General features: G+C 68.9%; 26 protein-coding genes and 1 pseudogene. 13 read left to right on the top strand and 14 right to left on the bottom strand.

Annotation, left to right across the window (positions count from 1 at the left end):
- The first annotated feature begins 39 nt into the window (after positions 1-39).
- From GQS65_RS15415 to GQS65_RS15425, 3 genes are all read left to right on the top strand, one after another.
- A complete protein-coding gene (locus GQS65_RS15415; protein WP_368280271.1) occupies positions 40-1,485 on the top strand; it encodes a S8 family peptidase in 1,446 nt (481 codons plus the stop codon).
- Between the two features lie 238 nt (positions 1,486-1,723).
- On the top strand, positions 1,724-2,821 hold the full coding sequence (locus tag GQS65_RS15420) for a twin-arginine translocation signal domain-containing protein (RefSeq protein ID WP_158205524.1): 1,098 nt from the start codon (positions 1,724-1,726) through the stop codon (positions 2,819-2,821).
- Positions 2,822-2,824: 3 nt separating this feature from the next.
- A complete protein-coding gene (locus tag GQS65_RS15425) occupies positions 2,825-3,865 on the top strand; it encodes a DUF7282 domain-containing protein (protein ID WP_158205525.1) in 1,041 nt (346 codons plus the stop codon).
- 36 nt (positions 3,866-3,901) lie between these two features.
- On the opposite strand, the gene GQS65_RS15430 is transcribed toward GQS65_RS15425, so the two are convergent.
- From GQS65_RS15430 to GQS65_RS15445, 4 genes are all read right to left on the bottom strand, one after another.
- A complete protein-coding gene (locus GQS65_RS15430; RefSeq protein ID WP_158205526.1) occupies positions 3,902-4,978 on the bottom strand; it encodes an iron transporter in 1,077 nt (358 codons plus the stop codon).
- Between the two features lie 128 nt (positions 4,979-5,106).
- On the bottom strand, positions 5,107-5,619 hold the full coding sequence (locus GQS65_RS15435) for a winged helix-turn-helix transcriptional regulator (RefSeq protein ID WP_158205527.1): 513 nt from the start codon (positions 5,617-5,619) through the stop codon (positions 5,107-5,109).
- Positions 5,616-5,933 (bottom strand): DUF7471 family protein, encoded by a 318-nt coding sequence (locus tag GQS65_RS15440; protein ID WP_158205528.1) that lies wholly within the window; start codon positions 5,931-5,933, stop codon positions 5,616-5,618. The genes GQS65_RS15435 and GQS65_RS15440 overlap by 4 nt, the downstream gene beginning before the upstream one ends.
- Before the next feature lie 72 nt (positions 5,934-6,005).
- The gene (locus tag GQS65_RS15445; protein ID WP_158205529.1) at positions 6,006-6,650 is read right to left on the bottom strand and encodes an alpha/beta hydrolase; all 645 of its coding nucleotides are present in this window, start codon (positions 6,648-6,650) and stop codon (positions 6,006-6,008) included.
- A 153-nt stretch (positions 6,651-6,803) separates the two neighbouring features.
- On the opposite strand from GQS65_RS15445, the gene GQS65_RS15450 reads away from it, so the two are divergent.
- Positions 6,804-7,181 carry a winged helix-turn-helix transcriptional regulator gene (locus tag GQS65_RS15450; RefSeq protein WP_158205530.1) on the top strand — a complete coding sequence of 126 codons (378 nt, stop codon included), beginning with the start codon at positions 6,804-6,806 and terminating at the stop codon, positions 7,179-7,181.
- Positions 7,182-7,193: 12 nt separating this feature from the next.
- Here the strand turns inward: GQS65_RS15450 and GQS65_RS15455 are convergent, their stop codons facing one another.
- The 5 genes from GQS65_RS15455 to GQS65_RS15475 all read right to left on the bottom strand — a co-directional run bounded on the left by GQS65_RS15455 (position 7,194) and on the right by GQS65_RS15475 (position 10,457).
- Positions 7,194-7,775 carry a flavin reductase family protein gene (locus GQS65_RS15455; protein WP_158205531.1) on the bottom strand — a complete coding sequence of 194 codons (582 nt, stop codon included), beginning with the start codon at positions 7,773-7,775 and terminating at the stop codon, positions 7,194-7,196.
- Positions 7,776-8,399 carry a VOC family protein gene (locus GQS65_RS15460; RefSeq protein WP_368280272.1) on the bottom strand — a complete coding sequence of 208 codons (624 nt, stop codon included), beginning with the start codon at positions 8,397-8,399 and terminating at the stop codon, positions 7,776-7,778.
- A gap of 117 nt (positions 8,400-8,516) precedes the next feature.
- Positions 8,517-9,362, bottom strand: a complete 846-nt coding sequence (locus GQS65_RS15465) for a 3-keto-5-aminohexanoate cleavage protein (protein WP_368280274.1) — start codon at positions 9,360-9,362, stop codon at positions 8,517-8,519.
- On the bottom strand, positions 9,359-9,541 hold the full coding sequence (locus tag GQS65_RS15470) for a hypothetical protein (RefSeq protein WP_158205532.1): 183 nt from the start codon (positions 9,539-9,541) through the stop codon (positions 9,359-9,361). Before GQS65_RS15470 ends, GQS65_RS15465 begins: the two co-directional genes overlap by 4 nt.
- Positions 9,542-9,647: 106 nt before the next feature.
- The gene (locus tag GQS65_RS15475) at positions 9,648-10,457 is read right to left on the bottom strand and encodes a phosphatase PAP2 family protein (RefSeq protein WP_158205533.1); all 810 of its coding nucleotides are present in this window, start codon (positions 10,455-10,457) and stop codon (positions 9,648-9,650) included.
- 134 nt (positions 10,458-10,591) lie between these two features.
- Between GQS65_RS15475 and GQS65_RS15480 the strand changes: the two genes are divergently transcribed.
- Positions 10,592-11,317, top strand: coding sequence for a DUF2797 domain-containing protein (locus GQS65_RS15480; RefSeq protein WP_368280275.1), 726 nt, complete (start codon positions 10,592-10,594; stop codon positions 11,315-11,317).
- A 97-nt stretch (positions 11,318-11,414) separates the two neighbouring features.
- Here the strand turns inward: GQS65_RS15480 and GQS65_RS21455 are convergent, their stop codons facing one another.
- Positions 11,415-11,912, bottom strand: a complete 498-nt coding sequence (locus tag GQS65_RS21455) for a hypothetical protein (RefSeq protein WP_199268483.1) — start codon at positions 11,910-11,912, stop codon at positions 11,415-11,417.
- A gap of 286 nt (positions 11,913-12,198) precedes the next feature.
- On the opposite strand from GQS65_RS21455, the gene GQS65_RS15490 reads away from it, so the two are divergent.
- The 4 genes from GQS65_RS15490 (at position 12,199) to GQS65_RS15505 (ending at position 13,958) form a co-directional block, all read left to right on the top strand.
- Positions 12,199-12,387 carry a DUF7525 family protein gene (locus GQS65_RS15490; protein ID WP_158205535.1) on the top strand — a complete coding sequence of 63 codons (189 nt, stop codon included), beginning with the start codon at positions 12,199-12,201 and terminating at the stop codon, positions 12,385-12,387.
- Positions 12,388-12,468: 81 nt separating this feature from the next.
- Complete coding sequence (locus GQS65_RS15495; protein WP_158205536.1) at positions 12,469-12,696, top strand: DUF7123 family protein; 228 nt, start codon at positions 12,469-12,471, stop codon at positions 12,694-12,696.
- Between the two features lie 44 nt (positions 12,697-12,740).
- The gene (locus GQS65_RS15500; RefSeq protein WP_158205537.1) at positions 12,741-13,160 is read left to right on the top strand and encodes an SRPBCC family protein; all 420 of its coding nucleotides are present in this window, start codon (positions 12,741-12,743) and stop codon (positions 13,158-13,160) included.
- A complete protein-coding gene (locus GQS65_RS15505) occupies positions 13,161-13,958 on the top strand; it encodes a nitrilase-related carbon-nitrogen hydrolase (protein ID WP_158205538.1) in 798 nt (265 codons plus the stop codon).
- Between the two features lie 34 nt (positions 13,959-13,992).
- Here GQS65_RS15505 and gfo6 read toward each other — a convergent pair whose 3' ends face one another.
- The 3 genes from gfo6 to GQS65_RS15515 all read right to left on the bottom strand — a co-directional run bounded on the left by gfo6 (position 13,993) and on the right by GQS65_RS15515 (position 17,574).
- Entirely contained in the window at positions 13,993-15,087 is a 1,095-nt protein-coding gene (gfo6, locus tag GQS65_RS15510; protein WP_158205539.1) for a D-xylose 1-dehydrogenase Gfo6, read from the bottom strand.
- Between the two features lie 334 nt (positions 15,088-15,421).
- On the bottom strand, positions 15,422-15,553 hold the full coding sequence (locus GQS65_RS21960; RefSeq protein ID WP_267902925.1) for a hypothetical protein: 132 nt from the start codon (positions 15,551-15,553) through the stop codon (positions 15,422-15,424).
- Positions 15,554-15,654: 101 nt separating this feature from the next.
- Entirely contained in the window at positions 15,655-17,574 is a 1,920-nt protein-coding gene (locus GQS65_RS15515; RefSeq protein ID WP_158205540.1) for a beta-CASP ribonuclease aCPSF1, read from the bottom strand.
- Positions 17,575-17,787: 213 nt separating this feature from the next.
- Here GQS65_RS15515 and GQS65_RS15520 point away from each other — a divergent pair, with 213 nt between their 5' ends.
- The 3 genes from GQS65_RS15520 (at position 17,788) to GQS65_RS15530 (ending at position 19,382) form a co-directional block, all read left to right on the top strand.
- Positions 17,788-18,276, top strand: a complete 489-nt coding sequence (locus GQS65_RS15520; protein ID WP_158205541.1) for a hypothetical protein — start codon at positions 17,788-17,790, stop codon at positions 18,274-18,276.
- 64 nt (positions 18,277-18,340) lie between these two features.
- A complete protein-coding gene (locus GQS65_RS15525) occupies positions 18,341-19,051 on the top strand; it encodes an AzlC family ABC transporter permease (protein ID WP_158205542.1) in 711 nt (236 codons plus the stop codon).
- Positions 19,044-19,382: an AzlD domain-containing protein gene (locus GQS65_RS15530; protein ID WP_368280276.1), complete on the top strand. Its 339-nt coding sequence runs from the start codon at positions 19,044-19,046 to the stop codon at positions 19,380-19,382. The genes GQS65_RS15525 and GQS65_RS15530 overlap by 8 nt, the downstream gene beginning before the upstream one ends.
- Before the next feature lie 5 nt (positions 19,383-19,387).
- Here GQS65_RS15530 and GQS65_RS15535 read toward each other — a convergent pair whose 3' ends face one another.
- A complete protein-coding gene (locus tag GQS65_RS15535; RefSeq protein ID WP_158205543.1) occupies positions 19,388-19,828 on the bottom strand; it encodes a GNAT family N-acetyltransferase in 441 nt (146 codons plus the stop codon).
- 274 nt (positions 19,829-20,102) lie between these two features.
- On the opposite strand from GQS65_RS15535, the pseudogene GQS65_RS15540 reads away from it, so the two are divergent.
- A pseudogene (locus GQS65_RS15540) lies at positions 20,103-20,340 on the top strand (proline--tRNA ligase); the annotation flags it as partial.

Consider the following 20,340-nt stretch of genomic DNA (forward strand, 5'->3'; position numbering starts at 1 on the left):
AGCCACGAGTTTAATCGTGCACAGTCCTGCGAATTCGCCGTGACGAATCACAGCAGACGAACGTTCATTCGACTGACCGGCGCGGCGGTCGGTGCCGCGACCCTCGGTGCTGGAACGGCGACGGCGAGCGAGTCGGACTCTCGCTTCTTCATCAACCTCCGCGACGTCGACCGGTCGGCGGTCCCCGACGACGTCGAGATCGTCCACGACCTCTCGGAGGCGGACGTGCTGGTGGCTCGCGGCGACCAGGACCGTGTGGACGGCACGACGGTCCCCGACGTCACCATCGACCGGAGCGAGGACAACGCGGGTGCCGTCGTCGAGGCCGACGGTCCGCCCGCCTCGGGCGGGAGTGCGAGCCACAACCACGACGGGCCCGCGTCGAACACGGAACTCCAGTGGGACAAACGTGTTCAGGACCTGAACAACGAACTGACCGACAAGCCCGGCGGCGGGAAGTCGATTCACGACACGACGACGGGCGCGGGCACACGCGTCGCCGTCGTCGACTCCGGCGTCTACGCCGAGCATCCCGACCTCGTCGACGTCGTCAACACGGAACTCTCCGAGAACCTCACGGGCGACGGGTTCGACTTCCGACCCAACGGTGCCGGCAGCCACGGGACACACGTCGCCGGTACCATCGCTGCGACCAACAGCAACGACGGAGCCGACGGCGGTGTCCTCGGGACCGCTCCGGACACCGAAATCGTCTCCTACCGGATGTTCTCCGGCAAGGAGGGCTTCCAGGGAGACGGCTACGCGGGCTGGATGAAGGCCGCCGAGGTCGGCTGTGACGTCATCAACTACAGCGTCGGGTTCCCGTTCCCGTTCGTCTTCCCGGAGGAGCTTCCGGCCCTGCGCGAGGAGAAACGTATCGCCGAACAGGTCGCGGCGTACGTCCGCTCGCAGGGGACGGTCGTCGTCAACTCGGCGGGGAACGACAGTCTCGACATGGGTTCGAGCGACCCCGAACGTGGAGAGATACTCAGCCTGCCGACGGAGGCCGAGGGCGTCTTCGGTGTCGCCGCGACCGGTCCCATCGGCTACGGCTGGGGCGGAAAGCACAGCGACAACGAGGCGAAGTGGCTGACGGGCAACCGCCTCGAGGACCCGACGGACTCGCCGGCGTTCTACACGAACTACGGTGACGGCGTCGACGTGAGTGCCGCGGGCGGTGACGCCGACCTCGACGCCCTCAACGGCGGCGTCGAGGACGCCGGACAGGACCTCGTCTACTCGACCGTCAACACGGTCGGAGAGGACGGCACCGTCACCGCGGGGTACGGCTGGAAGGCTGGCACCTCGATGGCCGCCCCGCAGGTCTCGGGTGCCGTCGCGCTCGTCCGGTCGCTGCGCCCCGACGCGAGCGTCGAGGAGGTCGAGTCGCTCATCCAGGAGACGGCCAGCAGCGCCCCCGGTGGCGAGCAGTACCACGGCGCGGGTCACCTCGACCTCGAAGCGCTCGTCAAGGCCGCTCGGTAACCGACGACGACACTCCGTCTTTCGTACGAGCGACGGCCGGCACTCGGTAGCGACGGGACGGGCCGGCGCGAGCGGTCGACGACGCCGGGCGGCTACGAGGCACGCTTCGACGAGGGAGACCCGATCGCTATCGAGCGGGCCTCCGGCCCGGAGACGGACGAGTAATGTCGAGAGCCGTGAACGAGCGTTCGAGAGACGAACCACAACTGTTTATTACGACATTCCGTAACGAGACACAATGAGACGCCGCCGTTTCCTCCGCGGGGCCATCGCCACGACGGGCGCACTCGCGCTCGCCGGATGTAGCGAGTCACAGGCCGACGAGAACGGGACGACCGGTATCGACAGCGGAACCACGGACGGAGCGCCGGCAGCGAACGGGACGGCCGACGCTGACGCTCCCGACGGCATCTACGTCCAGTCGTTCGCCGAGTCGATGTCGATGCAGGGGATGGCGACGAGCGGCGACTACCAGTTCGGGCTCATGTTCACCGTCCCGCACACGTTCTGGAACGTCAACGGGAGTTCCGTCGAGGAGACGTCGAGGACCGACGACGACAGCCTCCACCTGATGGCGAGCGTCTGGGACCCGGAGACGAAGACCGTCCTGCCGGAGACGGGCCTGTCGGTCGAGTTGCGCCGCGAGGAGGAACTGGTCAGTCAGGAGGTCATCTACCCGATGCTCAGTCAGCCGATGGGCTTTCACTACGGCGGGAACTTCTCGCTGCCCGGGAACGGCGAGTACACCGCGACGCTCAGCGTCGGCGGCCTCTCGACCCGGCGGACCGGCACGTTCGAGGGCCGGTTCGGCGACCCGGCGAACGTCGAGATACCGCTCTCGTTCACGGAGGAGACCCAGCGCGAGGTCGGTTCCCAACCCATCGAGAAGGCCGGCGACCGGGGGGCGCTCGCTCCGATGCAGATGGGGATGCTCCCCCAGTCGGTCCTGCCGACCCCCGACGAGATGCCGGGAGCACTGCTGGGGACGCCACGAAGCGACGACGCCGACTTCGTCACGCTCGCACTCGACGCGCCGCCGGCGGGCGTCGACGGCGACGGCTACCTGGCGGTGTCCGCCCGGACGCGCTACAACCGTCTCGTCCTCCCCGCGATGGGGCTGGAGGCGACGGTGACGCGCGGCGACGAGACGGTGTTCGACGGGTCGCTGGAACGGACGCTCGACCCCGACCTCGGCTACCACTACGGGGCGGGCGTCGCCGTCGAATCCGGCGACGAGGTGACGCTGTCGGTGTCGACGCCGCCGCAGGTGGCCCGTCACGAGGGGTACGAACGAGCCTTCCTCCAGTTCGAGCCGATGGAGCTGACCGTCGAGTAGTCGATGGCGGGAACCACACGACGCGTGCTCGCGGTCGCGCTCACCACCGTGCTCGTCCTCGCCAGCGTTCCGCTCCCGGTCAGCGCGCACGGCAACTCCGTCAGCGTCGACAGTCAGGTCGCGGCGGACGGCACCATCGTCGTCGAGAACAGCCTGTTCGTCTCGGACGGCTTCATCGTCGTCCACGCGACGAACGAGACCGGCGGCGTCGGTCCGGCGCTCGGCGAGCGGTTCGTCCCCAACGGGCTCGGCCTCCAGCGCGGCGTCACGGTGAACGTCTCCGACGACGCGTGGGCCGAGTGGGGCGACGAGCGGGAGGTCTGGGTGGTCGCCCACCACGACACGAACCGCAACGGCGAGTTCGACCCCGGCACCGACCGGGCGCTGAGTTCCTTCGGCCGTCTCGCCGGCGAACGCGTGACCGTCGGGAAGAGCGACGCGCCGGCGAACGTCGTCGTCGAAGGGTTCAGTCGGGTCGAGGCGGCCAACGGAACGATGACCCTCCACGGCGTCACGCTCCCCGAACCGGGCTACGTCGCGCTCGAACGGGCGTCCGAGAACGGGAGCGTCGAACTCGTCGGTGTGACGCGACTGGACGCCGGCACCCACCGCGACGTGGCCGTGAACCTAACGGAGTCGTTTCTCGCCCGCACGCCCGGCGACGTGGAACTGCGCGCGAAACTCTACCGGGAAGGGTCCGAACCGTTCGCCATCCGAGACCGCCCGAGCGCGCGAGCGAACGACCCGTTCACCGCGGGCGAGGAGAACGTCTCGACGCTGTTCCCGGCGACCGTCGCGGGAGACGGGGCGACGTCGTCCTCGGAGGTCCAGGTGAACACCCCCCGACCGACCACCGACGTGCCGGCGTCGGGGGCGTCGACCGACCGCGACACGGCGACGGCCGGTGGGGCGACGGCCGACGACGCCACGGACCCGAGGAGCGACGGCACGTCGAGCGGGACCGGCCCCGGATTCGGACTCGCAGTCGCGGCGCTCGCAGTCGTCGGGGCGCTCCTCGCACTCGCGCGACGGCCCCGGCCCTGAGCCGAGAACGGAGCGGCGAAGGTCGGCGGTCGTCGCTCACTCGGCGGTGAACGTCACGTCGGGCATCCCGCCCATCAGGCCGCCGAACGCGGTCTCGTAGCCCTCGTGACGCGCGGTCTGTGGCTGGGTCGTGACCGACAGCGTCACGTCGTCGCCGGACTCGACGCCGTCCATGGCCGCCCCGTAGTGGTAGCCGAGGTCGGGGTCGAAGGTACGGACGAGTTCGCCGTCGAACACTCGCTCGCTCCCCCGTTCGACGGTGGCGGTCAGCCCCATCGCGGGGACGACCAGTCCGTTGTACGGCGTGCGGGCGGAGACGGCGAGATACTGTCCGTCACCCTCGACGCCCTCGGGTGGAGTATCGAGGGCCGTCGTGACGAGCACCGCGTCGTTGCTCTTGCCCTGCCCGACGACGCGGCCGGGGAGGTCCGCCGGTGTGGGAGCCATCGAGTCGGCGTCCATCATCGTCGTGTTGGCCTCCAGTGCCCCCGGTTCGCCGGCGTCGTCACGAACCTGGAACGAGAGTCCGTCCTTGCGCTGTCTGCTGTAGTCGAACTCGATGGTGGCGCTGGCGGGGTCGGTGAACCGCTCTTCGAACCCACCCGTCTTGCGGGTTGACATCCCGCCGACGCTCACCGTCACGTCGTAGACGCCGTCGCCGTCCAACTCGAAGTTCGCGCCGTAGTGGAACCCCATCACCTGACTCAACATCGGGTAGATGGTCTCCTGGGTGACGACCTCACCGTCGCGTTCGACGTCGACGCTCATCCCCGTCTCGGGGAGCGACAGTCCGGTCTCCGGGTCCCAGACGGCCGTCATCAGGTGGACGGCGTCCTGCCCGGCCGACTCCGTACCAGTCTTCTCCACCGAGTCGCCGTTGACGTTCCAGAACCGGTGGGCGAAACTGTACATCAGGCCGAACCGGTAGTCGCCCGCCGTGCCCATCCCGGCCATCGCCATCCCCTCCTCGTGGCTGGGGACGTAGACCGCGTCGGGGCGGTTCTCGGGAATCGGGGGGATACCGGCGGCACGGGTCTCGAACACGCCGAGACAGCCAGCGGTCGCGGCGATGCCGGCACCGACACCGGCCTGGAGGAACGTCCGTCGTCTCATACTGGTCACTCGGGGGGTCGGACGAAAGGGCGTTCTGGTGCGATGGTCGAACGGTCGTGTGGCGGCGAGAGAACGTGCGAGAGCCACACGCTCGACCGACGCGGGCACGGTGGGGGGTTAGCCCGCCGTCACTCCTCGAGCAGGTTGTCGACCAGTCGCGTGAACCGGTCGACGAGACGACCGGGGAGCGAGGGCGTCGCCCGGCGGAGCAGTCGAGCGGTCTCCTCGGGACACGTGAGTTCGAGGTGGACCCGGTTTCGCGCGTCGCGGCGTTTCCGGACGAGGTCCTGCTCGACGAGTCGGCCGAGGTGCCACTCCAGCGTACTCCGGGCGATACCGACCCGCTCGGCGACGGCCGAGGGTCGGGCGGTGCCCTCATCGAGGAGTACCGCGACCACGTCCGCGGCCGTCTCCCGCGAGAGCAACGCGAGCGCCCGACGCTCCCACTCGTCGTACGTCGGCGGGTAGTAGTGGGTCTGGCCGTAGAGTCGCTGTTCGGCCACCTCGTCGGTCGAGCGGAGTCGCCCGAGGTGGTACTGGACCTGTCCCGGTGCGAGGTCGAGCGTCCGGACGAGCGCGTTGAAGTGGATGCCGGGGGTGGCGTCGACCTGTGCGGCGACGCGCCGGCGAGTGTCGCTCATCGACGCTCACCCGCGCCGGTCGCTCGTGCGCGGTCCGACCGAGCGGTGTAGACGGCGACCAGCAGGAACCCGACGAGTGCCACGTCCAGTGCGTGCTCCGCGGTGTGGTGGAGCGTCGCGTCGAGGACGCCGTTCATCGTGAGCGTCCCGGCAAGTGTCCGTAACAGGAGCGTGGCCAGTGCCAGCGTCACCAGCAGATACGACCGGGAGCGCCGCTGGACGAACGCCGCCGCCGCGAGGCCGACGAGCAACAGCGACCCGCCGCCCGCGAGAATCAGCGAGAGCGCGAGTCCGGAGTCGTGAACGCCACCCATACCCTCGCTAACCCGTCGAGGGCTATCGGCGTTCCGGTCGGCACGCCACCGACAGCGCCCGCACGGACCGCCTCAGAGGTTCGATACCATCTCGGTTGCGACCCGCACCTCCTCGTCGTTGACGCCGTGGCCCATCGCCTCGTAGATGCGCTCGTCTACCTCGGCGTCCATCCCCTCGAACACGTCGCGGGTCTCGTGGACCCGTTCGAGCGGGATGTGCGGGTCCCGGTCCGAACAGCCGAGGAACATCGGCGTCCCGTCGAACGACCCCTCGTAGTCGCGGGGCGTCCCCTCCGGGCCGTGCAGGCCACCCGAGAACGCGACGAACCCGCCGTACCGGCGTGCGTGCCGTGCGAGGTACTCGCTGGAGAGACACGCGCCCTGCGAGAAGCCCATCACCAGTACCTTCTCGGCGGGGATGCCGGCGTCGGTAGCCGTCTCGATGGCGGCTTCGAGCGCCCGGAACGCCGACCCGAGAGACGGCTGGTTCTCCGTCATCGGTTCGAGGAAGGAGTTCGGATACCAGGTGTTGCGGGCGGCCTGTGGCGCGAGCAGTGTGACGTCCTCACGCCCGTGGCTCACCTGCTGGGCCATCTGGAGGATGCTCCGGGCCGTCGCGCCGCGGCCGTGGACCGCGACGACGGCCGCGTTCGCCTCGGCCGGGTCGGCCCCGCCCGTGACGAGCGACTGGGACTGGTGGGGGCCGTCGTCGCTCATCGTGCGCTCACCCCGTCGGGGAGCGCTGCTGGTCGACGGTGAGCGATGCGAGCGGCGCTGGCGACGGGTCGGCTGTGTAGTTGCATCGATACACCTGGTTACCAGCCGAACTGCTTTAACGGCTCGCGGACGAAGGGACACCAGGTGACATCGATGTCAGGGGAACGGTACAGCGAGGAGGCGTGTGGCGTCATCGAATCCATCGAACAGATCGGCTCGCAGTGGCGACTCATCGTCCTCCACGACCTGCAGGAGGGTGAGAAGCGGTTCAACGAACTCAAACGCTCGACGGGGGCGTCCTCGCGGACGCTCTCTCGGGTGCTCGACGACCTCCAGGAGACGGGGTTCGTCGACCGGCGACTGGAGGAGGACGCGCCGGTGGCGACGTACTACTCGCTGACGGAGAAGGGCTGTTCGCTCCAGCCGGTGTTCGCCGAAATCGAGTGCTGGGCCAGCGAGTGGCTCGGCGAGAGCGTCGTCGACCCCGAGACGCCGCCGGCCGAACCGGAACTGAGCGAGTCGGTGGAGTGAGGGCGGGGCGAGCTACGGTCGTTCGAGCCTGAACCGGTCGTCGGTCGTCGCGTAGTAGTTGCCCGCGAGTCGACCGACCGCGTCGAGTTTCGTCACGTCCGGCTTCCCGTCGGTGACGACGCCGTCGTCGACGTGGGCGTAGACCACCTCGCCGAAGACGAGCGTCTGGTGGCCGACCTCCTGCGTGTCGTACAGTTCACACTCCAGGACGACCGGCGCGTCCGCGATGCGGGGCGCGTGGACGTTCGTCGCGTCGACCCGTTCGAGGCCCGCGTGCTCGAACTCGTCTTCGTCGGGGTCGAGCGCCGCGCTCGTCGCGTTCATCGCCTCGGCGAACTCGCGGGTGACGACGTGGACGGTGAACGCCTCGCTCTCGATGGCGTTGTTCGCGCTGTCTTTCCGGTCCTCGCCCGTGCCACCCGGCGCGAAGTAGATGACCGGGGGCGCGGCCGAGACGACGTTGAAGAAGGAGTACGGCGCGAGGTTCGCGGTCCCGTCGGCGTCGTAGCTGCCGACCCACGCGATGGGCCGGGGGACGACGACGCTCGACAGCAGGCGATAGCCCGAACCGAACTCGTCGGGCGTCCCCTCCATTCAGGCTCGCTCCACGGGCACGTCCGTCCCGGTTGGTGCGTCGGGCAGGTCGTGTTCCTCGACGGGGAGGCCGAGCGATTCGAGGGCGGCGGCGAGGTCCTCGCCGCGGACGAACTCCGCCCCGGCCTCGACGCGATGGGCGTGCGCGGTGGCGAGAACCTCGGCCCGCCGGTCGTCGGGGACGACGAACTTGTCCGCGACGAGTTCGACGACGAGGCCGTTGTGGTCCTTCGTGTAGAGACTGTGGAACGCCCCGCGGTCGAACTCCGAGAAGCGTCGGCCCGATTCCTGCAGGTTCTCGCGGGTCTCGCGGAACTGCGCGGGGTCGAGACGGAACGCGAGGTGGTGGACCGCGCCGACGCCGGGGGCCTGGTCCTCGGCGGACTCCCGGTCGGCCTCACAGAAGAACGTGACGAGCCGTCCGTCCCCGGCGTCGAAGAAGAGGTGTTCGACCTCCGAGCGGTCTAGATTGGGCTGACGCATCACGAGGCGCATCCCGAGCACGTCGCGGTAGAACGCGACGGTGTCCTCGGGGTTCGACCCGACGAGCGTCACGTGGTCGGTGCCCTCCACCGCGATGGTGCTGGCCGGTCGCTCCGCGCTGATGTCGATGTCGTCGGTCACGTGCCTGCCTACGCTCTTGGGACGTATAGCATCCCGCGGACGCGGCAGGAACCGGGTGACGTCGATGTCACCTGCCGGTCCGGACGGGGCGGCGAGCGAGCGCGACGCCCCCTCGCGCTACCCGAGGTTCAGGACGGCGCGCGCCTCGTCGGGCGTGGCGATGGGCCGCCCGAGCGTCTCGGCGACGTCGACGACGCGTTCGACGAGTTGGGCGTTGCTCTCGGCGAGTTCCCCACGGCGGTAGTAGACGTTGTCCTCCAGGCCGACGCGGACGTGGCCGCCGAACAGCAGGCCCATCGTGGCGAACGGGAGCTGGTGGGGGCCGAACCCGAGCGTGTTGAACGTCGCCCCCTCGGGCAGGTCGTGAATCAGTGCGAGGAAGTTCTCGGGTGTCGGGCGTGTGAGGCTCCCGGACCCGAAGATGAGCGTCGTGTGGACCGGGTCGACGAGGTCACGGCGTTCGAGGAACTGGTACGTCTCGGTCACCTGCCCGCCGTTGAACAGTTCGAGTTCGGGTTTGATGCCCCGCTCGCGCATCTCGTCGTACAGCGTGTCGACCGTCCCGCGAGTGTTCTCGCTCGTGAGGTGGTGGTAGCGGTTGACCGGCCCCATGTCGAGACTCGCCATCTCGGGGGCGGGGTCGGTTCGAAGGGGTTGGAGGCGCTGTTCGTCGGGCGCACCGGTCGCCCCCGTCGAGTGTTGAATCACGAGGTCCGGCGCTCGGGCGCGAATCTCGTCGTCGATCTCCTGGAAGCGCTCGGTCGAGAACGAGCGCTCGCCGTTGTCCTGCCGGGCGTGGACGTGAACGATGCTCGCGCCCGCCTCGCGGCAGGCGGCGGCCGCCTCACCGATCTCTTCGGGCGTCTCGGGGAGGTTCGGGTTCGCCTCCTTGCCGTGGACGCCGCCGGTGAGCGCCGCGGTGACGACTGCTGGCTCGCCGTCGAGGAACGCCCGGTAGCTCACAGCCCCTCGGCCTCGCGGTAGAACTCACAGTCCGTCTCGTGGTCGAGCGCGTACCGGTCGTTGCAGACGTCCGCTCGCATCGGCTGGACGAACGCGTCGACGGCCGTACAGTACGCTCGCTCGGTGTCGAACGACTGCTCGGCGGCCGCCGCGCGGTACTCCAGATAGGGACAGGCCATGGGACACCGACGCACGACTCGGCCAAAAGCGTTCGCGGGCCGCGGTGAGACCGGATGACGTGAGGGTGACCGACCCGAACCGGTGGGGACGCCGACCGGCGGGGACTCAGTCCCCGCGAGCGATGGGGTTGATTCGGTCGGGGTCGATACGCTGGCTGAACCAGTAGACACCGGTAGCGAGCACCGCCGCCGCCAGCGCGTCGGTCAGCCAGTGGATGCCGAGGTAGAGCGTCGACAGCACGATGACGAACGCGAGGACGCTCACCACTCGTGCGTAGTTCTCGGTCGCGTTTCGAGCGTACAGCGCCGCGAGTACCGACAGGCCGGTGTGGAGGCTGGGGAACGCCTTGACGAGCGTGTCGGTGGCCAGCACGCCGGCACGGATGACCGGGTCGAACTCCAGCATGAGCGGGTCGACCACCGGGAGGTAGAGTCCCGGAATCCCGACGGGAAACAGCAGGAAGAACGGCACCGCCGCGAGGACGAGCGCGACGTACGCCATCGCGTAGCGACGGGCCTGCGTCTCGTCGTGGGCCTTCAGCTTGAAGTACGTGAACAGCACGATGAACGGGAAGGCGACGAGGTACGCGACGGTGAAGAAGGCCGTCAGCGAGTAGGTGACCCACTCGGGGGCGACGCCGACGACGGACTGGAAACTAGCGACGGCCGACCCTTCGAGTTCGTAGACGTGGCTGGTGAACGTCCGGTCGGCGTGGAAGCGGTGTGCGAGTTCGTTGACGCAGAACGTGACGACCCAGGCGAGACCGATGTACCGCCAGTCCGTCCGGAGGAACTCGCGGGCGAACGCCAGTGGTCGAACGTCGGGGAGGAAGACGCGTGCGCCGAGGACGAACGCGGCCAGTGCGGCCGCGGTCATCCCGACGACGTACTGCGTCGCTGGTTGGAGGGGGACCATGACTGTAGCCTCTACGTTCCGGTATAGCGGTGAAATATCTTATCGTCTCGCGGTACGTCACGTTCTGCGTCATCGTCGCACACGGTGCGACCCGTCGAGACAGCGTTTTGCCCACCGGAATCGAACGCCGGGACGTGCAAGTCGTCGCGGCCGACCGGCGGGACCCCGCACTGCTCGTGGCGAGCGACGGCCACCTCGACCGACTCTCCCTGGCACCCGGAACCGACCTCTCGTACACGCTCGGCGAACGGCACTGCGTCGGGCAGGTCGACTACGACGCGGAGCGCCACGACGCCTGTCCGAACCCAGAGGCTCCGTACTGTCCGGTTCACAGCGTGCCGTGGTCGGTCCAGTCGAACGCCGACTCGCAGGAGGAACACGCCGTCTACCTCGCGGCGTTCGCCCCCGACGTGTTCAAGGTGGGCGTCACCCGCTCGTGGCGACTGGAGACACGTCTCCGCGAGCAGGGCGCGGACCGGGCCGCCCACATCCACACCGTCTCCGACGGGCGGGTCGCCCGTGACCTCGAAGCCGACGTCGCCGAGACGGTCGGCGACCAGGTCCGGGTGGCGACGAAGATAGCCGGGCTCCACCGAAGCGTCGACGAGGACGCGTGGAACGCGCTGTTGGTCGACCACCGCGTCGTCGAGACGTTCGAGTTCGACTACGGACTGGACCTCGACGCCCGCCCGGTGAGCGAGACGCTCCTGACGGGGACGGTCCGCGGGACGAAGGGACGAGTCCTCCTGCTCGACCGTGGCGGAACCACCTACGCCGTCGACCGCCGGGACCTGCTGGGCTACGAACTCGCCGAGCGTGCCGACGAGCGAGCGCTCCAGTCGAGTCTCGGGAGCTTCTGAGTCGCCTCGTCGCCACACGGCGAGCGGTGGCGTCGCCACTCGGCGACGAGCGGAACGTGTGGTGAGAAATCGGCGTCGCAGTGGGCCGCCGTCGGATTCAGTTGCGGTTCTCCAGCGCGTCGGCGATGCGCTGAATCTCGCGGCGCACGTCGTGAATCTCGTCGCGGACCTTCCGGACCTCGCGGACGAGTTCCTCGTTGGCGCGGGCGTTCTCGCCCTGTTCACGTGGGTCGGGGCCGCCGCCCATGCCGGGGGGGCCACCGCCCATTCCACCGGGGCCGCCACCGCCCCCACCCATCCCGCCGGGGCCACCGCCGCCGCCCATCATCCCGCCCATCATCTGGGCGAACGGGTTGCCACCGCCGCCCATCCCGCCGGGGCCGCCACCGCCACCGCCACCGAACGCCTCTTCGAGGCGCTCCTCGGGCGACTGCTCGCCCTCCCCGCTCTCGCGCTGTTCGGCTCGCTCCTGTCGAATCTCCTCGACGCGCTCGCGGAAGGACTTCTCCTCGTCGCTCTCCTCGTCGCCGCTGACGATGGGTTCCTCGTCGCTCGGTTCCTCGTCGGTGGGGTCGTCGGTCGGGTCGTCGCTCATGGCATCGCCTTCTCGCGCCCGTCACAAAAGGGTGTATGACTAGCCGAGACGGACCGCTACGGTCGGCGGCCGAGTAGCGTGGGACCGACGCTCGCCAGCGACGGCCTCCCGAGGGCGACCGCGTCCCCGGTACAGCGGCCGGTACCGCTCGCTGACCCCGGCCGTCGATGGCTGTCGACGCCCCGTAGCGGGTCGCCCTCGTCACCGGCACGACGGGGCCGAGCGCCCACACGACGTGGTGTGACGAATCGACGGGGTTTATCCGGTCGCTCCACGAGCGAGGTGTATGGAAGCGTCAGTCGGTTCCGACATGAGTCTGGGACTGGGTCTGTTGTTCGGTGCGCTCGGTGTCGGCGGTGCGCTGGTGATGCTCGTCGCCGCCTTCGACGGGATGAAGGTGCTCTCGGGGTGGGGGTTCGCCGCGGCGATGCTCGCCGCCGGCCTCCTCATCACCGTGTTGCATCTCGCCGAGTGAGCGCGGCCGCCGCGCACGCGACGGCGAGGCGGTCGGCCGCGGGCCGTAACCGTTAATCCATCGAGTCGCCTAGGCCGCGGCATGGCAGAGTTGAGCGAGGAAGACCAGCGCATCCTCGAGTATCTTCGTGACAGTGTCTCGAAGGGCGATCAGTACTTCCGCGCCAAGCGCATCGCCAAGGGGGTCGGACTCACCGCCAAGCAGGTCGGTGCCCGCCTGCCCCGCCTCGCCGACAACACCGAAGACGTCGATATCGAGAAGTGGGGCCGCGCCAAGTCGACGACGTGGCGCGTAACCCCCGGTGCCTGACCGGAACCCCACTGTAGTTTTTACCTGCGGTTCGTAGTACCTCCATGACCGTACGTGTCGAGCGAACGTTCGACCTCGATGCCTCGCCCGAGTCGGTGTGGGCGTTCATCTCGGACCCTCGCAAACGCGCCGAACCCATCAGCGTCGTCGACGAGTTCGAGGTGACCGGCGAGGGGACCGCCACCTGGCACGTGAAACTCCCCATCCCGCTGGTCAACCGCACGACCACCATCGAGACGCGGGAAACCGACGTCGAACCGCCGGAGTACGTTCGGTTCGTCGGCCGCTCGAAGGTGATGCGCGTCGTCGGCGAACACGAACTCACGCCCCACGACGGCGGTACACGTCTCACCAACCGCTTCACCGTCGACGGGAAGCTACCGGGCGTCGAGAAGTACTTCGAGCGCAACCTCGACGGCGAACTCGACAACCTCGAACGGGCACTCCGACGGGAACTCGGGTAGATGCGTCTCGCACTCGCCCAACTCGACGTCGAACCGACCGACGTCGGCGGGAACGTCGACCGTGCGGTGGCCGCCGTCGCGGACGCCGCCGACCGGGACGCCGACCTCGTGGTCCTCCCCGAACTGTTCACGGTGGGGTACTTCGCGTTCGACAGCTACGCCCGGAGCGCCGAGTCCCTCGACGGCCCGACGCTGACCCGACTCGCCGAGGCCGCCCGCGACCACGAGGTCGGTATCGTCGCCGGGAGCATCGTCGAGGACCTGGCGACGACCGACGGCGGTCCCGCCGCGGAGGGACTGGCCAACACCTCGGTGTTCCTCGACCGGACGGGCGAGCGGCGGGCGGTGTACCGCAAGCACCACCTGTTCGGCTACGACTCCGCCGAATCGGACCTGCTCGTCGCCGGGGAGTCCCTGCCGACGGTCGACTTCGAGGGGTTCACCGTCGCCACGACGACCTGTTACGACCTGCGCTTCCCCGGACTCTACCGACGACTCGTCGACGCGGGCACGACGCTCGTCGCGGTGCCGAGCGCGTGGCCCTACCCGCGCGTCGAGCACTGGCGACTGCTCCCGCGAGCGCGGGCCGTCGAGAACCTGCTGTACGTCGGGGCGGCCAACGGCGTCGGGCAGTTCGAGGACGCCCGACTCTGTGGCCGCTCGACCGTCTACGACCCGTGGGGGACCGCGCTCGCCGCCTCGGACGACCACCCGGCGCTCGTCGTCGCGGACTGTGACCCCGAGCGTGTCGCCGAGGTCCGTACGGAGTTCCCGGCGCTGCGTGACCGACGGCTGTAACGCCCTGCTCGGGCGGGCGGGCCGCCCGTCTCCACTACAACTCGACGCGCTCGCCGGTCGCCACGGACTCGTAGACGGCCACCATCGTCCGCACGTCGGTGAGGCCGTCTTCGCCGTCCGGTTCGATACCCCCATCAGTGGCGACCTGGTGGGCGAAGTAGTCGAACTCCTCGCGTAGTTCGTCCGTCGCGGGGAGGGTGAGGTCGGCCGTCCCCGCGTCCGTCTCGACGGTGACCCGTCGCTCGTGGTCCGGTTGGAAGGCGTCCTCGATGCGGAGGCGGCCCTCGCTCCCGACCACGGAGAGCGTGGCGTTCGACTGCCCGGAGAAGTTGGCGGTGAACGACCCGGTGCAGTCGGGCCACTCGACGGTGAACGCGACGTGTTCGTCCGCGGCGCGGTACGCGCCGTCGTCGTCCCGGCGTGGGGTGCCGTCGAACGGGTCGTCGCCGCTCGTGAACCCCGAGACGGCGACGGGGTCCGTTCCGAGGAGGAACCGGGCGGTGTTGAGCGGGTAGACGCCGACGTCGAACAGCGCGCCGCCACCGGCGAGGGCCGGGTCGAGTCGCCACTGGTCCGGGCCCCGCGAGCCACCCATCACGTCGAAGGTGAAGTCGCCGTGGAACTGGACGACGTCGCCGACGAGGGGAGGGAGGTGCTCGCGCAGGCGGCGCATCGCCGGGTCGAGCTGCATCCGGTAGGCGACCATCAGCGGGACGCCGGCCGCGGCGCAGGCGTCGACGGTGGCCGCGGCGTTCGCCACGGTGTCGGCGATGGGCTTCTCGGTGCAGACGGCCTTCCCCAGGTCGGCGGCCGCGGCGACGTGCTCGCGGTGGAGGGCGTTGGGCGTGGCGACGTACACCGCGTCGTAGGCGTCGGCGGCCTCGCCGTCGGCGTAGGCGTCGTAGTCCACGACGTGCTCGACGCCGTGTTCGGCCGCGAGGTCGGTCACGTCGTCGGGCGACCCGGTGACGAACACCGTCGGGTCGCAGTAGTCGGCGTCGGCGATGGCGGGGAGGGCAGCGTTGCGCGCGAACCCACCCATCCCGACGAGTGCGACGCGGAGTGTCGTCTCGACATCGGTATCCCAGTCACGTTCGCCGAACGCCTGCAGGTCGGCTCCGAGGTGCATGCCGACACCGAGGGCCAGGAGGGGTTTAGGTCGTTTCCCGACGCGAACCCCATCATGTTTATATGAGGACAGTCATACTGTCGTACGCCGGCAAACGACGCTTTTCTCGTCTACACCGGCAGAAAAATCGGCCGCCACCGCGATGCCGTCGGGTTTGGCCCGGAACCCGACGGCTATCCGCACTCGGGGAACGCTCCACTCGTCTCGCCGTCCGTCGCGTCTCGCTTCGCCACACGCCACCGAGCGGCCGCGCTGGGCCGTCAGGCCGACAGTCACCGAAGGTCCCGACGGCGCCGCCGCTCCGGCAGGCGTCCCGCCCGTCCGTGTGTGCCGTCTACTCCAGTTCCACCCCCGACCAGCGGTAGTGACACGTCTCGGGTCGCCGCCGGTTCCAGTAGACCGAGCGGACCGTCGGCGCGTCGTCGGGCACGTCCGCGCTCTTCTGGACCGACCTGTCGTCGGTCACCGCGAGGTCGCTCGTCGGTCGAACGAGTCCGGGCAGTCGATACGAGTCACAAGAGGAACGTCACGGTCACCGGGTTCCCGCCCGTCGGCCGCGTCGGCCTGTCAGCGGAACCGGAACGTCTCCAGGTTCTTCGGTGCGAACGTCCGCATGTTGAACTCGTGGTAGAGCGCACTGGAGAGGTCCTGCACCGACGACTCGTCGCCGTGGACACAGAGCACCTTCTCGGGCCGGGGGTTCATCGTCCGGACGAAGTTCATCAGGCCCTGTCGGTCGGCGTGTCCGGAGAAGCCGTCGACGGTCTCGACGTCCATCTTCAACTGCAGCGTGTTCGAGCGCCCGCCGCGGCCGTTGATGGGAATCTCGTCCCAGCCGTTCTGGATTCGGCGGCCGAGCGTCCCCTGTGCCTGGTAGCCGACGAACACCATCCGCGATTTCTCGTCGGGGCCGATATGTTCGAGCCACGACATGATTGGGCCGCCGGTGACCATCCCGGACGTCGAGAGGATGATACACTGGTCGCCGTCGGCGACGTCCTGGCGTTCCTCCTCGCCGCCGTCGATGTGGTTGAACTGTTCGGAGAGGAACGGGTTGGCGTCCTCGTGGAAGATACGGTCACGCAGTTCGTCGCGGAGGTACTCGGGGTAGGTGGTGTGGATGGCCGTCGCCTCCCAGATCATCCCGTCGAGGTGGACGGGCATCTCCGGAATCTTGCCCTTCCGCATCGCCTCCTCGAGGACGAGCATGATCTCCTGTGAGCGACCCACCGCGAACGCGGGGATGACGACCTTCCCGCCTTTGTCGTAGGTCTCGTTGATGACCTCGACGAGTTTGCGCTCGGAGTCCGCCTGGTCGGTCTGGAAGTCGTTGCGTCCGCCGTAGGTCGACTCCATCACGAGCGTCTCGACGCGCGGGAACTCGTTGACCGCGCCGTTGAACAGGCGCGTGTCGTCGTAGTGGATGTCACCGGAGAACGCGACGTTGTAGAGGCCGTCGCCGATGTGGAAGTGCGAGACGGCGCTCCCGAGGATGTGGCCCGCGTTGTGGAAGGTGAGTTTGATGTCCGGCGCGATGTCCGTGACGTCGCCGTACTCCAGCGGGATGGTGTGCTTGATGGCCTCGCGGACCATCTCGGACTCGTACGGTGGTGCGCGTCCCTCCTTGGCCGCGACGTCGAGGTAGTCGAGCGTCAGTAGCCCCATCAGGTCGCGTGTCGGCTCCGTACAGTAGATGGGGCCGTCGTAGCCGTACTTGAACAGCAGCGGAATGAGCGCCGAGTGGTCGAGGTGGGCGTGCGTCAGGACGACGGCGTCGATGTTCTGTGCGCCGGCCCCGAGCGCCTCGGGCACTTGGAGGTACGGCACCTCGCCCTCCGCGCCGGGCTTGTCCCCGCAGTCGATGAGGATGCGCGTCTCGGGCGTGTTGAGGACGAACGAGGCGCGACCGACCTCCCGGCAACAGCCGAGGGTGGAGATGCGGACCCACTCGTCGTCGGACATCTCCTTGCGGTGGATCTGTCGCCCGACGCGTTCGAGGATGTCCCGGCGGTCCTCGCGTTCCTGCTTGAGGAAGTTGCGGACGTTCGACACCGTCGAGGACTCGATGGGCGGCGTGCGGACGACTTCGGGCGTCCAGCCGACCTTCTGGGTTATCTCCCGGAGGGTCGAGCCGTGACGGCCGATGACCATGCCGGGTTTCTGGGCCTCGATGACCACCTCGCCGGTGTCGGCGTGGAAGTCGAGGTCCGTGACGCCCGCCTCCTCGGGGATGACGCTCCGAATCTCCTTCTCGGCGTCGGTCGGTCGGGAGAGGACGTCCGGGTCGGGGCGGACGGTGATGCGCTTGCGGAGGCGGCCCGCGAGGGTCCGGATGAGGTCGCCGTTCTGCGCGAACTTCTTCGGGTCGCGCGTGTAGATGACCAGTTCCGGTCCCTCGTAACTCACGTCGGAGATGGAGATGTCGTCGGGAACCTCGTCGGCTATCTGTGCTTTCAGGTCGTCGAGTTGCTTCTCTACCGTGCTCATAGCTGGCTCGGACGGGCGGGGTTCCGTGACGCGTGGCCGACAGACGAACCTCCGGAAGCCCGGAGCGTGGCCAGCGTCGGAACGAAGCAGTACGTCATGCTAGGGAGTCGTGACCGTGGAGACGGTCCGGAAAACCCGCGTTATCTGGGGGTATACCTGCACGATTATAAAAGCCTTCGCAAAGCCGACGTGGTTCCGTCGCCTGCGAAGGGTATGAACGTCACCCCCGAACGGGTCCGTGAGGAGTACGAATTCGTCCGTGACCGGCCGATAGCACCGCTCATCACCGAGGTCCGCGCCGAGTTGGGCGAGCTGTTCGGCACCGACGTCGCGGGCGTCTCGACCGAACGATACCGACAGGAAGTCGACGCCGTCTTCGCCGACGGGGACCGCGCGGTCAACGTCGCCGCGCTCGTCGCTATCCTCCGTGAGTTGGACGTGGAGGGCGACTATCCCGGCTTCGTCGTGGACGAGCAACTCGGACGGAAGCTCGCCGCGACCATCGCGGGCGGCGAACCGCTGACGACGCTCGCCGAGGCGACGTTCCACTACGCCGACGTCCACGTCCACGGTGACGAGTCGGAGGGTGCAGGCCTCGACGACCTGGACGCCGCGCTCGCGGCGGGGGTCCAGACGCGCCTGCCGGGGTGGGAGTGGCAGGAGTCGGCGAGTCCGTTCGCGGTCGGACCGGACGCGGAGTGACGACGGCGGTGGTACGAAGTGCCGAAACCGAACCGGGTTTCCCTCGGCGGGTCCCTCGCCCCGTATGGACCGCCGTGCCTCCGTCGTCGCCGGGATACGCGACGTCGCCCCGTTCCTGTTGGGCATCGTCCCCTTCGGCCTCGTCGCCGGCGCGGCCGTCGTCGCGGCCGGCCTCCCGCCGGAGTTGGCCGTCGGTCTCTCGGTGCTCGTCTTCGCCGGTGCGTCGCAACTGGCGGCCATCGACCTGCTCGGGACGGGCGCGAACGCGGCCGTCGTCGTCCTCACCGTGCTGGTCATCAACCTGCGGATGATGATGTACTCGGCGTCGCTCGCACCGTACCTCGACGGCCTCTCGTTGCGCGAGCGCGTCCCGGTCGCCTACCTGCTGACCGACCAGGCGTTCGCGCTCTCGGTCACTCGCTTCGAGGCGGACGACGTGGCTCGCCCGTGGTACTACCTCGGCGTCGCGGCCTCGGTGTGGGTCGTCTGGCAGACCTGTACCGTCGTCGGCGTCGTCGTCGGTGCGAGCGTCCCCGAGAGCGTCCCACTGGAGTTCGCCGTCCCGCTGACGTTCCTCGCGTTGCTCGTCCCCGCGACGAAGGGACGGGCGTCCGGCACGGCGGCACTGGTCGGCGGAACGGTGGCGCTCGTCCTCGCCACGGCCCCGTTCAACCTCGGGCTGGTCGTCGGGGCGCTGGCGGGCGTCCTCGCCGGTGTCGTCGCCGAGCACGTCGTCGGAACCGACCCGGAGACGAGAGGCGAGGACCGTGCGTGAGGCGTTGCTCTGGGCCGTCGTCCTCGTCGCCGGCGTCGGGACGTTCGCCGTCCGCTTCTCCTTCCTCGCGGTGTTCGAGCGCACGGGGAGCGTCCCGCCGCGACTCCAGCAGGCGCTGCGCTACGTCCCGCCCGCGGTGTTCGCCGCACTCGTCGTCCCGGCGCTCGTCTTCGGCGGCGAGGGGTCGGGGACGGCGGCGGTGACACCGTTGCGTATCGTCGCGGGAGCCGTCGCCGCGCTCGTCGCGTGGTACACCGAGTCGGTGCTGTGGACCATCTGCTCGGGTATCGTCGCGCTGGTCGTCCTCGAACTGCTGGTCGGCGTCGTCTGAGGCGGTCAGTCGTCGTCCGGGCGCGAGTAGACGAGTCGATGGAGGTCCTCGCGGCCGCCTTCCGGGACGTCGACCGACTCCGGATACGCCTTGAAGCCACACGACTCGTAGAACGCGACGAGACCCTCCCGACAGAGCAGTGTGGGGTTCACGGCCGCGAGGTCGGGGTGCTCGACGACGCCGCGGAGCAACTGCTCGCCGTCGCCTTCGCCACGACGGTCCTCAGCGACAATCACGTCGAACACGTTCGCGTAGAACGTGTAGTCGGTGACGACCCGTGCGCTGGCGACGAGTTCGTCACCCTGGCGGACACCGACCGCGACCGGGGTGTTCGCCAGTGCGCGTTCGGTCTCCACGAGCGTGCGGTCGTCCCACCAGCCGTACTGCTGGTAGAGGGCGTGGACCGCCTCCGCGTCGTCCGCGGAGAGGTCGACGGTTTCGGGCATGGCCCGAACGAGCGGCGAGTCGAACTTGGTGGTTCGGGTGGCGTGAGTCGTGGCCCCACGACGAACGTTCGCACCCCACCGTCGAGTTTTTGTGAGCCTGCGTACTCCCACCGAGTATGACCGACCGACACGCTCGGGTCGGCACGACGACCACCTCGCCGCCCTGTTCGGTCGCCCAGCCGCTCCCGCCGGGTGGCTCCTGAGCCACCGTTCCCCACCTTCTCACCCGACCGAAACGCACCGCGTTTAAGCGACCCGCAACAGACCACCACGTATGAGCGACGAGACACAGGAACTCGGAATCACCGAGTCGAAGCAGCACAGCCCCGGCGAGTGGTACGCCGAAGTCGTCCGGAAGGCAGGCCTCGCCGACTACGCCCCGATGGGTGGGTTCATCGTGACTCGCCCCCGTGGGTACGCCCTCTGGGAGGGTCTCCAGGACCACCTCGACGGCTGGTTCAAGGAGACCGGCGTCCAGAACGCCTACTTCCCCGTCCTCATCCCCGAGAGCT

Origin of the sequence: Halomarina oriensis (assembly GCF_009791395.1) — an archaeon.
In the GTDB taxonomy this organism is placed as follows: Archaea; Halobacteriota; Halobacteria; order Halobacteriales; family Haloarculaceae; genus Halomarina; species Halomarina oriensis.

Bases quoted from the DNA above. Each gene is read 5' to 3' on its own strand.
- GQS65_RS15500 (WP_158205537.1), top strand. From the start codon at position 12,741: ATGACCGTACGTGTCGAGCGAACGTTCGACCTCGATGCCTCGCCCGAG.
- GQS65_RS15435 (WP_158205527.1), bottom strand. From the start codon at position 5,619: ATGAGCGACACTCGCCGGCGCGTCGCCGCACAGGTCGACGCCACCCCC.
- GQS65_RS15495 (WP_158205536.1), top strand. From the start codon at position 12,469: ATGGCAGAGTTGAGCGAGGAAGACCAGCGCATCCTCGAGTATCTTCGT.
- GQS65_RS15505 (WP_158205538.1), top strand. From the start codon at position 13,161: ATGCGTCTCGCACTCGCCCAACTCGACGTCGAACCGACCGACGTCGGC.
- GQS65_RS15440 (WP_158205528.1), bottom strand. From the start codon at position 5,933: ATGGGTGGCGTTCACGACTCCGGACTCGCGCTCTCGCTGATTCTCGCG.
- GQS65_RS15520 (WP_158205541.1), top strand. From the start codon at position 17,788: ATGAACGTCACCCCCGAACGGGTCCGTGAGGAGTACGAATTCGTCCGT.
- gfo6 (WP_158205539.1), bottom strand. From the start codon at position 15,087: ATGCACCTCGGAGCCGACCTGCAGGCGTTCGGCGAACGTGACTGGGAT.
- GQS65_RS15535 (WP_158205543.1), bottom strand. From the start codon at position 19,828: ATGCCCGAAACCGTCGACCTCTCCGCGGACGACGCGGAGGCGGTCCAC.
- GQS65_RS15515 (WP_158205540.1), bottom strand. From the start codon at position 17,574: ATGAGCACGGTAGAGAAGCAACTCGACGACCTGAAAGCACAGATAGCC.
- GQS65_RS15445 (WP_158205529.1), bottom strand. From the start codon at position 6,650: ATGAGCGACGACGGCCCCCACCAGTCCCAGTCGCTCGTCACGGGCGGG.
- GQS65_RS15470 (WP_158205532.1), bottom strand. From the start codon at position 9,541: ATGGCCTGTCCCTATCTGGAGTACCGCGCGGCGGCCGCCGAGCAGTCG.
- GQS65_RS15425 (WP_158205525.1), top strand. From the start codon at position 2,825: ATGGCGGGAACCACACGACGCGTGCTCGCGGTCGCGCTCACCACCGTG.
- GQS65_RS15490 (WP_158205535.1), top strand. From the start codon at position 12,199: ATGGAAGCGTCAGTCGGTTCCGACATGAGTCTGGGACTGGGTCTGTTG.
- GQS65_RS15525 (WP_158205542.1), top strand. From the start codon at position 18,341: ATGGACCGCCGTGCCTCCGTCGTCGCCGGGATACGCGACGTCGCCCCG.
- GQS65_RS15475 (WP_158205533.1), bottom strand. From the start codon at position 10,457: ATGGTCCCCCTCCAACCAGCGACGCAGTACGTCGTCGGGATGACCGCG.
- GQS65_RS21455 (WP_199268483.1), bottom strand. From the start codon at position 11,912: ATGAGCGACGACCCGACCGACGACCCCACCGACGAGGAACCGAGCGAC.
- GQS65_RS15420 (WP_158205524.1), top strand. From the start codon at position 1,724: ATGAGACGCCGCCGTTTCCTCCGCGGGGCCATCGCCACGACGGGCGCA.
- GQS65_RS15430 (WP_158205526.1), bottom strand. From the start codon at position 4,978: ATGAGACGACGGACGTTCCTCCAGGCCGGTGTCGGTGCCGGCATCGCC.
- GQS65_RS15455 (WP_158205531.1), bottom strand. From the start codon at position 7,775: ATGGAGGGGACGCCCGACGAGTTCGGTTCGGGCTATCGCCTGCTGTCG.
- GQS65_RS15450 (WP_158205530.1), top strand. From the start codon at position 6,804: ATGTCAGGGGAACGGTACAGCGAGGAGGCGTGTGGCGTCATCGAATCC.